This is a genomic window from Acidovorax soli, assembly GCF_014207955.1.
GTDB classification, from domain to species: domain Bacteria; phylum Pseudomonadota; class Gammaproteobacteria; order Burkholderiales; family Burkholderiaceae_C; genus Acidovorax; species Acidovorax soli_A.
The window spans coordinates 104,969-120,579 of sequence record NZ_JACHLK010000013.1 but is presented as its reverse complement, the minus strand read 5'-3'; the positions used below and the strand labels follow the sequence as shown (position 1 = coordinate 120,579).

The window sequence follows — 15,611 nt, the reverse complement described above, 5'->3', positions numbered from 1 at the left end:
GTTCGCTGGATGTCAGCGAACGCCCTTGGACGTTGTGGTGGTGGAGCTGGCGGGAATTGAACCCGCGTCCGCAAGCCTTCACCAGGCAGATCTACATGTTTAGCGGTCTGTTTTGGATCTCGCCGCCTGTGTCGCGCAGTCGCACGCTACACCGGCCGCCAGTACCCTTGAATCTCGCCCCAACCCAAGGTACCCGGATCGGAGCCAGCCCATGTAATTATCCTTGCAGCCGGGAGGCGCTGATTGCTCAGAACCCCCTTGCCCAGCCCATCGGCCAACTGTTGCAAGGCTCACTGGCAATTAAGCAGCGAGTGCGAAACGTTCGTCGTTTGCAGTTAGTTTGTTAAATCGAGATTTACGAGCGTGACTCAAGCTCGACATGCACCACACTAGCTCCGAACCCACGTCGAAACCAGGACAGCCCCAATACTGCCTATTTTAGGCCAGTGCCAGCAATTGCAAGAGCTCGGAGGGAGATTTAATTGCAGCATGCGCACCCCAGGCCTGCGGCGCCTGGGCAGCACCCAGGTAGCCGTAGGTGGCGGCCACGGTGCCCATGCCGGCCGCCAGGCCCGCCACGATGTCGCGCTCGTCGTCGCCCACGTAGATGCACTGGCTGGCATCGATCTTCAAGCGCGCGGCCGCCTCCAGCAGCGGCGCCGGGTGCGGCTTGGCATGCGGCGTGGTATCGCCGCTGACCACGGCGCCCGCCGTGGCGAACAGCGGCATGGCGCGCGTGAGCGGGTCGGTGAAGCGCATGGCCTTGTTGGTCACCACACCCCAGGCCAGGCCGCGGGCCTGCAAGGCCTCGACCAGGGCGGGCACGCCGTCGAACACCTCGGTCAAGACCGTCATGCGGGCCTCGTAGTTGGCAAAGAACTCCTCGCGCAGGGCGGCGAACTCGGCGTCTTCGGGCTTGAGGCCGAAGGCCTCGCCCAGCATGCCGCGCGCGCCGGCGCCGGCCATGGGGCGGTACCGGTCAAGAGGCAGCGATGGCATGCCGCGGTCGGTGCGCATCTTGTCGGCCGCGGCGGCCAGGTCGGGGGCACTGTCGATCAGGGTGCCGTCCAGGTCGAACAGCACGGCGCGGATGTTGTGGAATACGGGGTTCGGCGTCACGGACAAAGTCTCTCTCAGGGCGGATCAGGCAGGCTTGCGGGTGGCGAACATGTAGTTCACGCTGGTGTCGGCACTGAGCCAATAGCGCTTGCTCAGCGGGTTGTATTCCAGCCCGCGGGTCTGCTGCACATCGAGACCGGCAACGCGGCAGTGCGATGCCAGCTCGCTCGGGCGGATCATCTTGGCGTATTCGTGCGTGCCGCGCGGCAGTATGTTGAGCACGTACTCCGCGCCCACGATGGCCAGCATGAAGGCCTTGGCATTGCGGTGGATGGTGGAGAAGAATACCCAGCCGCCGGGCCTGACCAATGCAGAACAAGCCTTGACGACGGAGGCCGGGTCGGGTACATGCTCGAGCATCTCCATGCAGGTCACCACATCGAAGCTGGCGGGCTGCTCGGCAGCCAGTGCTTCGACACTGATCTCACGGTATTGCACCCCTTTGGTGCCGGCTTCCAGCGCGTGCAGTTGCGCCACACGCAAGGCCTTGGTAGCCAGGTCGATACCGGTCACGTCGGCCCCCTTGCGCGCCATGGAGTCGGCCAGGATGCCGCCGCCACAGCCCACGTCGAGCACGCGCTTGCCGCCCAGGCCCGCCTGGGCGTGGATCCAGTCCAGGCGCAGCGGGTTGATCTGGTGCAGGGGGCGGAACTCGCTGTCCGGATCCCACCAGCGGTGCGCCAGCGCAGAAAACTTGGCCAGCTCGGCCGGATCGGCATTGAGGGTGGGGGTGGTCGTGTCGTCGCTCATGGCCTGCATTGTCAACGATGGTGAGCGCGCCTGAAGGGACAAGCCCCCAGGGAGAGATGGCCCACCTTATATAGAGAGCGCAGCGGGCTGGAGCGCTGCACCAGGCACTTTGTACCAGTACAAAACACAGCCTGCCGGGATAGAAAGCACAGACGAAAAAAAGCCCCGTTGCCGGGGCTTTCTGGTGCGAACCAATCCGAAGATCAGTTGGCGCGGGTGCCAACCACTTCGATTTCCACGCGGCGGTTCTTGGCGCGGCCTTCAGCGGTCTTGTTGTCAGCCACTGGTTGCTTCTCGCCCTTGCCTTCGGTGTACACGCGGTTCTTTTCGATGCCCTTGGACACCAGGTAAGCCTTGACGGCTTCGGAACGGCGGACCGACAGCTTCTGGTTGTAAGCATCGGAACCCACGGAGTCGGTGTGACCCACGGCGATGATGACTTCCAGGTTGATGCCCTTGACCTTGGAGACCAGGTCGTCCAGCTTGGCCTTGCCTTCTGCCTTCAGCACCGACTTGTCGAAGTCGAAGAATGCGTCAGCAGCGTAGGTGACCTTGCTGGCCATGACTGGAGGAGGCGTCGTGGCTGGAGGGGGAGTCACAGCCGGAGGAGTCGTCGTACCGGGCGTCGCAGGAGCAACAGCGGCGGGAGCTGGAGCAGCGATGGCGCCGTCGCAGCCTGGGGCAGCGGTAGCAGGCGTCCAGTTGGCATTGCGCCAGCAGTATTCGTTCGTGCCGTTCTTCCAGACCAGTTGGCCAGAAGCATCTCTCCAGTTGTCAACGGTTTGTGCGCCAGCGGCGGTTGCGAGCGCTGCAGAGGCAAACAACATCGCCACTTTGTTCAGTTTCTTCATGGTTCTCCTCTTGGGGAAAAAGCCGCAGCCGCGCTGCGAATCAGGACGCCTGGGGTGACCATCACCCGAAACGTTCAATTGATTGTGCCATACGTAACAGGGCAAAAGCGGCCGCACCGCCTTGGGGCCCGTAGGACAAAACCGTAATTGCGGCGATATGTTGCGGGAGCGCTACACGCTTTCCCCTCTAAAATGATTCTCCTTCGCCGCATTGCCGCCCTATGACCCAGTTTGCCAAAGAAACCCTGCCCATCAGCCTCGAAGAGGAGATGCGGCGCAGTTACCTCGACTACGCGATGAGCGTGATCGTGGGCCGGGCCCTGCCCGACGCGCGCGATGGCCTGAAGCCCGTGCACCGGCGCGTGCTGTACGCCATGCACGAGCTGAACAACGACTGGAACCGGCCCTACAAGAAGTCCGCGCGTATCGTCGGCGACGTGATCGGCAAGTACCACCCGCACGGCGATTCGGCGGTGTACGACACCATCGTGCGCATGGCGCAGGACTTCTCGCTGCGCCACATGCTGGTCGATGGCCAGGGCAACTTCGGCTCGGTGGATGGTGACAACGCGGCCGCAATGCGGTACACGGAAATCCGCCTGGCAAAAATCGCCCACGAAATGCTGGGCGACATCGACAAGGAAACCGTCGACTTCGGCCCCAACTACGACGGCAGCGAGAAGGAACCGCTGGTTCTGCCGAGCAAGCTGCCCAACCTGCTGGTCAACGGCTCGGCCGGCATCGCGGTGGGCATGGCCACCAACATCCCGCCGCACAACCTCAACGAAGTGGTCGACGGCTGCCTGCACATGCTGCGCAACCCCGATGCCACGGTCGACGAGCTGATGGAGATCATCCCCGCGCCCGACTTCCCCACGGCCGGCATCATCTACGGCATCAACGGCGTGAAGGACGGCTACCGCACGGGCCGCGGCAAGGTCGTGATGCGCGCCAAGTGCCACTTCGAGGACATCGACCGCGGCCAGCGCCAGGCCATCATCGTCGACGAGCTGCCCTACCAGGTCAACAAGAAGACGCTGCAGGAGCGCATGGCCGAGCTGGTGCACGAAAAGAAGATCGAGGGCATCAGCCACATCCAGGACGAGTCCGACAAGTCGGGCATGCGCCTGGTGATCGAGCTCAAGCGCGGCGAAGTGCCCGAAGTCGTGCTCAACAACCTGTACAAGCAGACGCAGCTGCAGGACACCTTCGGCATGAACATGGTGGCGCTGATCGACGGCCAGCCCCGCCTGTGCAACCTGCGCGACCTGATCAGCGTCTTTTTGCAGCACCGCCGCGAGGTGGTGACCCGCCGCACGGTGTTCGAGCTGCGCAAGGCGCGCGACCGCGGCCACGTGCTCGAAGGCCTGGCCGTGGCCCTGGCCAACATCGACGACTTCATCGCCATCATCCGCAACGCCCCCACCCCGCCGGTGGCCAAGGCCGAGCTGATGGCCCGCCCCTGGGACAGCAAGCTGGTGCGCGAGATGCTCACCCGCACGCGCGAAGACGGCGGCATCGTGAATGCCGACGACTACCGCCCCGATGGCCTGGAGAAGGAGTTCGGAATGGGCCAGGACGGCCTGTACCGCCTGTCGGAAACGCAGGCCCAGGAGATCCTGCAGATGCGCCTGCAGCGCCTCACGGGCCTGGAGCAGGACAAGATCGTCGCCGAGTACAAGGAAGTCATGGCGGTCATCGAAGACCTGCTGGACATCCTGGCCAAGCCCGAGCGCGTCTCGGTCATCATTGGCGAGGAGCTCACCTCCATCAAGACCGAGTTCGGCCAGAGCAAGCTGGGCGCACGCCGCAGCATCGTCGAGTACAGCGCGCAGGACCTGTCCACCGAAGACCTGATCACCCCCACCGACATGGTGGTGACGCTCAGCCACACCGGCTACATCAAGAGCCAGCCCCTGTCCGAATACCGCTCGCAAAAGCGTGGCGGGCGCGGCAAGCAGGCCACGGCGACCAAGGAAGACGACTGGATCGACCAGCTCTTCATCGCCAACACGCACGACTACATCCTGTGCTTCTCCAACCGCGGGCGGCTCTACTGGCTCAAGGTCTGGGAAGTGCCTGCGGGCTCGCGCGGCTCGCGCGGCCGTCCCATCGTCAACATGTTCCCGCTGCAGGAAGGCGAGAAGATCAACGTGGTGCTGCCGCTCACGGGCGACATGCGCAGCTTCCCGGCCGACCGCTACGTCTTCATGGCCACCAGCATGGGCACCGTGAAGAAGACCGCGCTCGACGAGTTCAGCAACCCGCGCAAGGGCGGCATCATCGCGGTCAACCTCGATGACGGCGACTACCTGATCGGCGCGGCCCTGACCGATGGCGCGCACGATGTGATGCTGTTCAGCGACGGCGGCAAGGCCGTGCGCTTCGACGAGAACGACGTGCGCCCCCTGGGCCGCCAGGCCCGCGGCGTGCGCGGCATGACGCTGGAAGACGGCCAGAGCGTGATCGCCATGCTGGTGGCCGAAGACGAGACGCAGAGCGTGCTCACCGCCACCGAGAACGGCTACGGCAAGCGCACCAGCATCGTCGAGTACACGCGCCACGGCCGCGGCACCAAGGGCATGATCGCCATCCAGCAGAGCGAGCGCAACGGCAAGGTCGTGGCCGCCACGCTGGTGCATGCCGACGACGAGATCATGCTGATCACCGACAAGGGCGTGCTGGTGCGCACCCGCGTCTCCGAGATCCGCGAACTGGGCCGCGCCACGCAGGGCGTGACGCTGATCGCGCTGGACGAAGGCTCTCAGCTCAGCGGCCTGCAGCGCATCGTCGAGAACGATGCCAACGTGGCCGAGGGCGAAGGCGGCGCAGCGGATGCCGGCGGCAGCGAGGCCGCGCCGGGCACCGACGGCCCCTCCGAGTCCTGACGGGCTGCGCGGGCGCAGCGGCATGCCGGTCGCACCGGCTGCTGCCCGCCCCGCAGAAGGCATGCAGTGATGCGGGCCAGCGCGGCATGTGCCGCCGGCCCTCCAAGACAGTTCCCACCTTTTCGATTTGCCAGAGATGAACCGCCCTTACAACTTCTCCGCCGGCCCCGCCGCCATCCCCGCCGAAGTGCTGCAGCAAGCGGCCTCCGAAATGCTGGACTGGCACGGCAGCGGCATGGGCGTGATGGAGATGAGCCACCGCGGCAAGGAGTTTCTGTCCATCTACCAGCAGGCCGAGGCCGACCTGCGCACGCTGCTGGCCGTACCGGCGAACTTCAAGATCCTGTTCATGCAGGGCGGCGGCCTGGCCGAGAACGCCATCGTGCCGCTGAACCTCTCGCGCGCCGGCACCGTGGACTTCGTGGTCACCGGCAGCTGGAGCCAGAAGTCGCAGAAGGAGGCGCGCAAGTACGCCTCCGAGGTCAACATCGCCGCCAGCAGCCAGGACAGCGACTTCACCACCCTGCCCGCGCCCGCCACCTGGAACCTGAGCCGCGGCGCGAGCTACCTGCACATCTGCAGCAACGAGACCATCAACGGCACGGAATTCCACGAGCTGCCCGATCTGAAGGCGCTGGGCTCCGATGCCCCTCTGGTGATCGATTTCTCCTCGCACGTGGCCTCGCGCAGCGTGGACTGGTCGCGCGTAGGCCTGGCCTTCGGCGGCGCACAGAAGAACCTGGGCCCCGCCGGCCTGACCCTGGTGGTGGTGCGCGAAGACCTGCTGGGCCATGCCCTGCCCGCCTGCCCGAGCGCCTTCGACTACAAGACCGTGGCGGACAACGAGTCCATGTACAACACCCCGCCCACCTGGGGCATCTACGTGGCGGGCCTGACCTTCCAGTGGCTGCTGCGCCAGCGCGAGGGCGAGCTGAGCGGCGTGGCCGCCATGGAGCAGCGCAACATCGCCAAGGCCGAGCTGCTGTACAACGCCATCGACGCCTCGCAGCTGTACGTGAACAAGGTGGCGGCCAACGCCCGTTCGCGCATGAACATCCCCTTCTTCCTGCGCGACGAGTCGCGCAACGAAGCCTTCCTGGCCGGCGCCCGCGAGCGCGGCCTGCTGCAGCTCAAGGGCCACAAGTCCGTGGGCGGCATGCGTGCCAGCATCTACAACGCCATGCCATTGGCCGGTGTACAGGCGCTGGTGGACTACATGCGAGAATTTGAACAAAAGCGCGCCTGAGTCCCCACTTTCCAACCCCTTTCGCCGCACGCCCGCCAGAAAAGTTGCCCCTTTCATGACCGAACCGCAAGCCTCCCCTGATCTCGCCAGCCTGCGCGTGCAGATCGACTCCCTCGACCGGCAACTGCTCACGCTGCTCAACCAGCGGGCCCTGGTGGCCGAACAGGTCGGCGAGGTCAAGAAGCGCGAGGGCACGCCATTCTTCAGGCCCGACCGCGTGGCCCAGGTCATCGACAAGATCCAGACCGCCAACCCCGGCCCACTCAAGGGCCCACATGTGGCCGCCATCTGGCGCGAGATCATGTCGGCCTGCCTGGCGCTCGAATCGCCCCAGCGCGTGGCCGTGCTCGGCCCCGAAGGCACCTTCTGCGAGCAGGCGGCCATCGAGTTCTTCGGCGGCGCAGCCGACCTGATGTACTGCGCCAACTTCGACGAGGTGTTCCACGCCACGGCCGCGGGCAGCGCCCAGTACGGCGTGGTGGGCGTGGAGAACTCCACCGAGGGCGTGGTCACGCGCTCGCTCGACCTGTTCCTGCACACCCCCACCCATGTGGTGGGCGAGGTCAGCCTGCTGGTGCGCCACAACCTGCTGCGCACCAGCAATTCGCTGGACGGCATTGAGGCTGTGCTGGCCCACCCGCAGGCCCTGGCCCAGTGCCAGGCCTGGCTGTCCAAGCACCTGCCGCATGCCGAGCGCCGCCCGGTGTCGAGCAACGCCGAAGGCGCGCGCCTGGCCACCACCAATCCCGCCTGGGCGGCCCTGTCGAGCGAGCGCGCGGCCACCCAGTTCGGCCTGCACATCGTCGCGCACGCCATCCAGGACGACGCCTACAACCGCACGCGCTTTGCCATCATCTGCCTGCCACACACGCTGCAGACGCCGCCGCCCTCGGGCAAGGACTGCACCAGCCTCGTGGTCTCGGTGCCCAACCGGCCCGGCGCCGTGCACGACCTGCTGGTGCCGCTCAAGGCGCATGGCGTGTCCATGACGCGCTTCGAGTCGCGCCCTGCACGCACCGGCCAGTGGGAGTACTATTTCTACATCGACCTCGATGGCCACCCCGCACAGCCGCACGTGGCGCGCGCGCTCGAAGAGCTGCGCGGCCTGTGCGCCTTCTACAAGGTGCTGGGCACCTACCCGGTCGCGCCATGAGCCTGGATATGCCCATGCGCACACCTGAATGCCCGGCGATCACCTGCCATCGCCCCATGCCGGAATCGCACCATGTTTGAACAATTGGGACTCATCGGCTGCGGCCTCATGGGCGGCTCCTTCGCCCTGGCGATGAAGAAGGCCGGCCTGGTCAAGCGCGTGGTGGGCTACAGCAAGTCGCCCTCCACCACCGACCGCGCGCGCCAGCTCGGCGTGATCGACGTCGAGGCCCCCTCGGCCCTGCTGGCCGTGGCCGGAGCCGATATCGTGCTGGTGGCAGTGCCTGTGGCCGCCACCGAGGCCACGCTCAAGGCCATCCGCCACCTGGTCACGCCCAACATGCTGATCATGGACGTGGGCTCCACCAAGGCCGACGTGGTGCAGGCCGCGCGCCGCGCGCTGCGCGACCAGGTGGGCTCCTTCGTGCCCGCCCACCCCATCACGGGCCGCGAGGTCTCGGGCGTGGAGCACGCCGATGCCGAGCTCTACACCGGCCGCCAGGTCATCCTGACCCCCATGGACCGCACGCTGCCCGAGCAGTTCGCCAAGGCGGAAACCGTGTGGAATGCCCTGGGCTGCCGCGTCAGCAACATGTCTCCCGAATCGCACGACGCGGCCTTTGCCGCGGTGAGCCACCTGCCCCATCTGCTGGCCTTTGCCATGATGAACAGCATCACCGGGCAGGCAGAGGGTGACGACTTCCTCTCGCTGGCCGGCCCGGGCTTTCGCGACTTCACGCGCATTGCCGCCAGCGACCCCAAGGTCTGGCGCGACATCCTGCTGTCCAACCGCGAGGAGTTGCTGGCCCAGTCGCGCCTGTTCCAGCAGACGCTGCAGAACATCGAGCAGGCCATGCAAAAGGGCGACACCCAGGCCCTGGAAGACATGATCACCCTGGCCAGCGAGACCCGTGCGCACTGGCGCATGGGGGCGCAGCGCACGAGCAAGGGGCGTTGATGTTCAGCACCCCCCACCTCGACCTGCCGGCCCTCGATGCCGCAGGCGGCGAAGTCCACCTGCCCGGCTCCAAGAGCATCTCCAACCGCGTGCTGCTGCTGGCGGCACTGAGCGCAGGCACGACCACGGTGCACGACCTGCTGGCCTCCGACGACACGCGCGTCATGCTCGACGCCCTGCGCCAGATCGGCTGCACGGTGGACGAGGATGGCGGCACCACCGTGCGCATCACCGGCCTGGGTGGCGGCGCGCCGCGCTCGCCCGCCCAGCTCTTCATGGGCAATGCCGGCACGGCCATGCGCCCGCTCACGGCCGCGCTGTCGCTGCTGGGCGGTGAGTTCGAACTCTCGGGCGTGCCGCGCATGCACGAGCGCCCCATCGGCGACCTGGTGGACGCGCTGCGCCAGCTCGGCTGCCAGATCGACTACCTGGGCAACGACGGCTACCCGCCGTTGCGCATCGCGCACGGCCAGGGCGTGCCGCCCCTAGCGCTGGCCGAGCCCATCCGCGTGCGCGGCGACGTGTCGAGCCAGTTCCTCACGGCGCTGCTCATGGCGCTGCCACTGGCCGCGCGCACGCAGGCCATCGAGATCGAGGTGGTGGGCGAGCTGATCTCCAAGCCCTACATCGCCATCACCCTACAGTTGCTCTCGCGCTTCGGCATCACAGTCACGCACCAGGACTGGCAGCGCTTTACCATCCCCGCAGGCAGCCAGTACCGCTCGCCCGGCGAAATCCACGTCGAGGCCGACGCCTCCTCGGCCAGCTACTTCATCGCGCTGGGCGCGATCGCGGCCGGCCATGCAGGCGTGCCCGAAGGCATCCGCATCCACGGCGTGGGGCTCGATTCCATCCAGGGCGATATCCGCTTCGTCGAGGCCGCGCGCGCCATGGGCGCCCAGGTCACGGGCGGCGCCAACTGGCTGCACATCCGCCGCGGCGAACCCGGCCAGGGCTGGCCGCTCAAGGCCATCGCGCTCGATTGCAACCACATCCCCGACGCGGCCATGACCCTGGCCGTGATGGCGCTGTACGCCGAAGGCACGACCACGCTGACCAACATCGCGAGCTGGCGCGTGAAGGAAACCGACCGCATCGCCGCCATGGCCACCGAGCTGCGCAAGCTCGGCGCCACGGTGGAGGAAGGCGCCGACTTCATCCGCGTGACGCCGCCCGCGCAGTTGGCTGACTGGAAGGCCGCCAGCATCCACACCTACGACGACCACCGCGTGGCCATGTGCTTTTCGCTCGCGGCCTTCAACCCCGCCGGGCTGCCGGTGCGCATCGAAGACCCCAAGTGCGTGGCCAAGACCTTCCCGGACTATTTCGAGGCCCTGTTCTCGGTGGCCCATGCCGCCACCGAGCGCATCCCGGTGATCTGCATCGACGGCCCCACGGCCTCGGGCAAGGGCACCGTGGCCGCCGCCGTGGCCCAGCGCCTGGGCTACCGCTTTCTCGACTCGGGTGCCATGTACCGCATCACGGCGCTGGCCGCGCTGCGCGCAGGCCTGGCCATCGACGCCACCCATGAATCCCGCATTGCCGACATGGCCAAGACCCTGCCGGTGCACTTCGAGGGCGGGCGCGTGCTGCTGGGCCAGGACGATGTGACCGAAGCCATCCGCACCGAAGAGGCCGGCATGAACGCCTCGCGCGTCTCGGCCCTGCCCGCCGTGCGCGAGGCCCTGGTGGACCTGCAGCACAGTTTCCGGCGCCTGCCCGGCCTGGTGGCCGATGGGCGCGACATGGGCACGGTGATCTTCCCCGGGGCCCCTCTGAAGGTCTACCTGACGGCCAGCGCCGCATGCCGTGCGGAGCGCCGGTATAAGCAGTTGATTTCAAAGGGCTTTTCGGCTAACATAGCCGACCTTCGCGCAGACCTTGAGGCGCGCGATGCGCGGGACAGCTCCCGCAGCGTCGCCCCCTTGAAGCCCGCGCAGGATGCCCTGGTGCTGGACAACTCCGACTTGACGATCGATGAAGCCGTCGAGAAGGTGCTTGCCTGGTGGCAGGAGCGCCAGCCCTTTGCAGCCCCCGTGGCCGCACAAGGCTGACCGCCGGACCGCGAGGCCCGGCAAGGCCTCCCGCAGCCAATGCATGTCCATGCGCTGGCTGCGTGGAATATCGTCAACAACCTAACCGCGGCTTTGCCGCAAACCACCACCGGCAGCTATAAAAACGGGAGCAATGGTGCTCTCGGAATCCTGTCTGTGGCAAGGAAACACATGTCCGAATCTTTTGCCGCCCTTTTTGAAGAATCCCTGCAGCGTACCGAAATGCGCCCAGGCGAAGTGATCACCGCCGAAGTCGTGCGCGTGGAACACAACTTCGTCGTGGTCAACGCCGGCCTCAAGTCCGAAGCCTACGTGCCGCTGGAAGAGTTCAAAAACGACAAGGGCGAAGTCGAAGTCCAAGTGGGTGACTTCGTGTCGGTGGCCATTGGCTCCATCGAAAACGGCTACGGCGACACCATCCTGTCGCGCGACACCGCCAAGCGCCTGGCTTCGTGGATGAGCCTGGAAAAGGCCCTGGAATCCGGCGAGTTCGTCACCGGCACCACCAGCGGCAAGGTCAAGGGCGGCTTGACCGTGCTGGTCAACGGCATCCGCGCATTCCTGCCCGGTTCGCTGATCGACACGCGTCCGATCAAGGACCTGACGCCTTACGAAAACAAGACCCTGGAATTCAAGGTCATCAAGCTCGACCGCAAGCGCAACAACGTGGTGCTGAGCCGCCGCGCCGTGGTGGAAGCCTCCATGGGCGAAGAGCGCGCCAAGCTGATGGAAACCCTGAAGGAAGGTTCCATCGTGCAGGGCGTGGTCAAGAACATCACCGAATACGGTGCGTTCGTGGACCTGGGCGGCATCGACGGCCTGCTGCACATCACCGACATGGCATGGCGCCGCGTGCGTCACCCCTCCGAAGTGGTGACCGCTGGCCAGGAAATCACGGCCAAGATCCTGAAGTTCGACACCGAGAAGAACCGTGTCTCGCTGGGTCTGAAGCAGATGGGCGACGACCCATGGATGGGCGTGAACCGCCGCTACCCCCAAGGTACGCGCCTGTTCGGCAAGATCACGAACATTGCCGACTACGGCGCGTTCGTCGAACTCGAACCCGGCATCGAAGGCCTGGTGCACGTCTCCGAAATGGACTGGACCAACAAGAACATCGCTCCCGCCAAGCTGGTTTCGCTGGGCGACGAAGTCGAAGTCATGGTCCTGGAAATCGACGAAGACAAGCGCCGCATCAGCCTGGGCATGAAGCAGTGCAAGGCCAACCCATGGCAAGAATTCGCACAGGACACGAAGCGCGGCGACCGCGTCAAGGGTCCGATCAAGTCGATCACCGACTTCGGCGTGTTCGTGGGCCTGGCTGCCGGCATCGACGGCCTGGTGCACCTGTCCGACCTGTCGTGGAACGAACCCGGCGAAGCCGCTGTTCGCAACTACAAGAAGGGCCAGGAAGTGGAAGCCATCGTGCTGGCCGTGGACGTGGACCGCGAACGCATCTCGCTGGGCATCAAGCAGCTCGACGGCGACCCATTCACGACCTTCGTGACCGTGAACGACAAGGGCCAGACGGTGACCGGCAAGGTCAAGACCGTGGACGCCCGTGGCGCTGAAATCGACCTCGGCGAAGACATCGTGGGCTACCTGCGCGCTTCGGAAATCTCCCGCGACCGCGTGGAAGATGCCCGCAACGTGCTCAAGGAAGGCGACGAAGTCACGGCCGTGGTGGTGAACGTGGATCGCAAGACCCGCAACATCCAGCTGTCGATCAAGCAAAAGGACATGGCCGACGAGCAAGGCGCGATGGCCAGCCTGAGCCAGCAATCGAGCCGCGAAAGCGCCGGCACGACCAGCCTGGGCGCCCTGCTGCGCGCCAAGCTGGACAACTCCGACAAGTGAGTGACGGCTTGACCTTCTGAAGGTCAGTCATCAGCGGGCGCCTCGTGCGCCCGCTTCTCTTTATCCCCGACAATCGACGCCATGACCCGCTCCGACCTTGTAGAAGAACTGGCCGCCCGCTTTGGCCAGCTCACCCACCGCGATGCCGAATACGCCGTCAAGACCATTCTTGATGCGGTGGGCGACGCGCTGGTGCGTGGCCATCGCATCGAGATCCGGGGTTTCGGCAGTTTCTCGGTGAACCACCGCCCCCCCCGCATGGGCCGCAACCCGCGCAGCGGCGAGGCCGTGGCGATCCCGGAAAAGCGTGTGCCCCACTTCAAGCCGGGCAAGGCCCTGCGCGAGGCCGTGGACAAGCGCACGGCCGAGATGGAGGATGGCGACGGTACGCCCACCCCGGCAACCGCGGCCAAGGCCACGGGCACCGCGGGTTGATGCACCAGTCTGGCGCCGTAGAATCTCCCCACCACCGGGGAGCCCCATGAAATACCTCCTGTGGCTGCTCAAGGCAGCCATTTTTTTTACCCTCTTCGCGTTCGCGCTGAACAACCAGCAGGACGCCACCGTGCACTTCTTCTTCGGCACGCAGTGGCGCGCGCCGCTGGTGCTGGTCGTGCTCACGGCGTTCTCTGCCGGCCTCATCGTGGGCGTGCTGGGCATGGTGCCACGCTGGTGGAAGCACCGCAGCGTGGCGCGCCAGGCGCTGGCGCAGCAAAAGGCGGCGGCCGCACCCGCTGCCAAACCGGCCAGCACCACCGCCGTGGCCGAAACCCCTGCCGAGATGCCCCCCATCCATGGAATTTGACCTCAGCTGGATCCTGCTGGGCCTGCCACTGGCCTTCGTGCTCGGCTGGCTGGCCTCGCGCTTTGACATCCGCCAGTTGCGCGCCGAGAACCGCCGTGCGCCCAAGGCCTATTTCAAGGGCCTGAACTTCCTGCTCAACGAGCAGCAGGACCAGGCCATCGATGCCTTCATCGAGGCCGTGCAGAACGACCCCGACACCTCGGAGCTGCACTTCGCCCTCGGCAACCTGTTTCGCCGCCGCGGCGAGTACGACCGCGCCGTGCGCGTGCACGAGCACCTGCTCTCGCGCGGCGACCTCAGCCGCACCGACCGCGAACGGGCCCAGCACGCGCTGGCGCTCGACTTCCTCAAGGCCGGCCTGCTCGACCGGGCCGAAGACGCACTCAACCGCCTGGAGGGCACGCCCTTCGAGGCCCAGGCCCGGCTGGCGCTGCTGGCCATCTACGAACGCTCGCGCGACTGGCCCCATGCCACCACCATTGCGCGCAAGATGCACGAGGCCGACCAAGGCGATTTCAGCACCCGCCAGGCACACTACCTGTGCGAACAGGCGGCGGCCCTGGCCGGCCAGGCCGACCATGCCGGCGCCCTGGCGCTGCTGGAGCAGGCCGTGGCCGCAGCCCCCGGGGCTGCGCGCGCCCGCATCGACATGGCACGCCTGCAGCACCTGATGGGCCAGCCCGCAGCCGCGCTGGCCACGCTCAAGGCCCTGGGCGAACACAATCCCGCCGCCCTGCCCCTGGCCGCACCGCTGATGGTCGAGGCCGCAGCCGCCACGGGCCGCAGCGCGGAAGCCCAGGCCCTGCTGCAGGAACACTACGACGGCGGCCCCTCGCTGGACGTGCTGGAGAGCCTGGTCGCCATCGACACGGCCCAGGGTGCCGGCGAAGGCGCGCGCCAGCGCTATGTGGACCACCTGGACAAGGAAAAGTCCCTGGTGGCCGCCGCCAAGTGGCTGGCTGGCGAGAAGCTCGAACACGAGGACTTCCATCCCCAGGTGCAGCGCGCGCTGGACCATGCCGTCAAGCCCCTCACGCGCTACCGCTGCGCGGCCTGCGGCTTCGAGGCACGCCAGCATTTCTGGCAATGCCCGGGCTGCCAGACCTGGGACAGCTACCCGGCCCGCCGCGTTGAAGAGCTCTGAAGTGAAACCCCCCCTGAGTCGCTTCGCGCCTTCCCCCTCTCTCATATTGCTTCGCAATCTGGGAGGGGGACGCCCCCAGCGCAGCGGGGCGGCCCTTGCGCGGGGGCACTGGCTTGGGCCGCGCCAGTTTCATGCGTCGCGGGTGGCCCACACAGTGCTGTAGCACGGCAAGGCGAACCAACGACGTTAGACGGTTGAAGACGAATCCATATGGAGTGGGCCTGCGGTTCCCTTGGATATGATGGCCGGGCGGAAGTCCGCACACACCGACAAACAACACACCGAGGGAGTCGCACCATGATCAAGAAATTCCTGTTCATCATCGCCCTGCTTTTTGCCGGCGCATCGTTTGCCGCCGTGGACGTGAACAAGGCCACCGAAGCCGAACTCGACGGCATCAAGGGCATCGGTCCCAGCATGTCGCAGAAGATCCTGGCCGAGCGCAAGAATGCCGAGTTCAAGGACTGGGCGGATTTCATCAGCCGCGTGGGCGGTGTGGGCGAGAAGACCGCTGCCAAGTTCTCGGCCGAGGGCCTGACCGTCAATGGCAAGCGCTTCAGCGCCGCCGCGCAGGCCAAGGCCGACAAGAAGAAAAAAGAGGCCGAGGCCAAAGCCGACAAGTCCGCAGCCAAGGACAAGAAGGAATCCAAGGCCAAAAAGGACAAGGCGGCCGAGCCTGCAGCCGCAGCGGCCTCGGCACCCCAGCCCTCCGCCAGCACGGCCAAGAAGTAGGCCGGCACGGCGCCCCCCCAGAGCCCGCTTCGGCGGGTTTTTTCATGGCCGGGTC

General features: G+C 66.3%; 13 protein-coding genes and 1 other RNA gene. 10 read left to right on the top strand and 4 right to left on the bottom strand.

Features of this window, described 5'->3' with window-relative positions; all coding sequences use genetic code 11:
* Positions 1 to 38: 38 nt before the first annotated feature.
* The 4 genes from ssrA to ompA all read right to left on the bottom strand — a co-directional run bounded on the left by ssrA (position 39) and on the right by ompA (position 2,720).
* Positions 39 to 425, bottom strand: a transfer-messenger RNA (tmRNA) gene (ssrA, locus tag HNP48_RS26305).
* A 13-nt stretch (positions 426 to 438) separates the two neighbouring features.
* The gene (gene gph / locus HNP48_RS26300; RefSeq protein WP_184862745.1) at positions 439 to 1,119 is read right to left on the bottom strand and encodes a phosphoglycolate phosphatase; all 681 of its coding nucleotides are present in this window, start codon (positions 1,117 to 1,119) and stop codon (positions 439 to 441) included.
* Between the two features lie 24 nt (positions 1,120 to 1,143).
* Positions 1,144 to 1,869: a bifunctional 2-polyprenyl-6-hydroxyphenol methylase/3-demethylubiquinol 3-O-methyltransferase UbiG gene (gene ubiG, locus HNP48_RS26295; protein ID WP_184862743.1), complete on the bottom strand. Its 726-nt coding sequence runs from the start codon at positions 1,867 to 1,869 to the stop codon at positions 1,144 to 1,146.
* A gap of 203 nt (positions 1,870 to 2,072) precedes the next feature.
* Positions 2,073 to 2,720, bottom strand: a complete 648-nt coding sequence (gene ompA, locus HNP48_RS35695) for an outer membrane protein OmpA (RefSeq protein WP_184862740.1) — start codon at positions 2,718 to 2,720, stop codon at positions 2,073 to 2,075.
* 221 nt (positions 2,721 to 2,941) lie between these two features.
* Here ompA and gyrA point away from each other — a divergent pair, with 221 nt between their 5' ends.
* The 10 genes from gyrA (at position 2,942) to HNP48_RS26240 (ending at position 15,556) form a co-directional block, all read left to right on the top strand.
* Positions 2,942 to 5,608, top strand: a complete 2,667-nt coding sequence (gene gyrA / locus HNP48_RS26285; protein WP_184862738.1) for a DNA gyrase subunit A — start codon at positions 2,942 to 2,944, stop codon at positions 5,606 to 5,608.
* A 136-nt stretch (positions 5,609 to 5,744) separates the two neighbouring features.
* The gene (gene serC, locus HNP48_RS26280; protein WP_184862736.1) at positions 5,745 to 6,854 is read left to right on the top strand and encodes a 3-phosphoserine/phosphohydroxythreonine transaminase; all 1,110 of its coding nucleotides are present in this window, start codon (positions 5,745 to 5,747) and stop codon (positions 6,852 to 6,854) included.
* A gap of 55 nt (positions 6,855 to 6,909) precedes the next feature.
* A complete protein-coding gene (gene pheA, locus HNP48_RS26275; protein WP_184862734.1) occupies positions 6,910 to 8,007 on the top strand; it encodes a prephenate dehydratase in 1,098 nt (365 codons plus the stop codon).
* 72 nt (positions 8,008 to 8,079) lie between these two features.
* Positions 8,080 to 8,964, top strand: coding sequence for a prephenate dehydrogenase/arogenate dehydrogenase family protein (locus HNP48_RS26270; protein ID WP_184862732.1), 885 nt, complete (start codon positions 8,080 to 8,082; stop codon positions 8,962 to 8,964).
* Entirely contained in the window at positions 8,964 to 11,018 is a 2,055-nt protein-coding gene (locus tag HNP48_RS26265) for a bifunctional 3-phosphoshikimate 1-carboxyvinyltransferase/cytidylate kinase (RefSeq protein ID WP_184862730.1), read from the top strand. The genes HNP48_RS26270 and HNP48_RS26265 overlap by 1 nt, the downstream gene beginning before the upstream one ends.
* A 171-nt stretch (positions 11,019 to 11,189) precedes the next feature.
* Positions 11,190 to 12,875 (top strand): 30S ribosomal protein S1, encoded by a 1,686-nt coding sequence (gene rpsA, locus HNP48_RS26260; RefSeq protein ID WP_007852596.1) that lies wholly within the window; start codon positions 11,190 to 11,192, stop codon positions 12,873 to 12,875.
* An 81-nt stretch (positions 12,876 to 12,956) separates the two neighbouring features.
* Entirely contained in the window at positions 12,957 to 13,310 is a 354-nt protein-coding gene (locus HNP48_RS26255) for an integration host factor subunit beta (RefSeq protein WP_184862728.1), read from the top strand.
* Between the two features lie 46 nt (positions 13,311 to 13,356).
* Entirely contained in the window at positions 13,357 to 13,680 is a 324-nt protein-coding gene (locus tag HNP48_RS26250; protein WP_184862726.1) for a lipopolysaccharide assembly LapA domain-containing protein, read from the top strand.
* Positions 13,670 to 14,824 carry a lipopolysaccharide assembly protein LapB gene (lapB, locus tag HNP48_RS26245; protein ID WP_184862724.1) on the top strand — a complete coding sequence of 385 codons (1,155 nt, stop codon included), beginning with the start codon at positions 13,670 to 13,672 and terminating at the stop codon, positions 14,822 to 14,824. Before HNP48_RS26250 ends, lapB begins: the two co-directional genes overlap by 11 nt.
* A gap of 297 nt (positions 14,825 to 15,121) precedes the next feature.
* Positions 15,122 to 15,556 carry a helix-hairpin-helix domain-containing protein gene (locus HNP48_RS26240; protein WP_184862722.1) on the top strand — a complete coding sequence of 145 codons (435 nt, stop codon included), beginning with the start codon at positions 15,122 to 15,124 and terminating at the stop codon, positions 15,554 to 15,556.
* Positions 15,557 to 15,611: the final 55 nt, after the last annotated feature.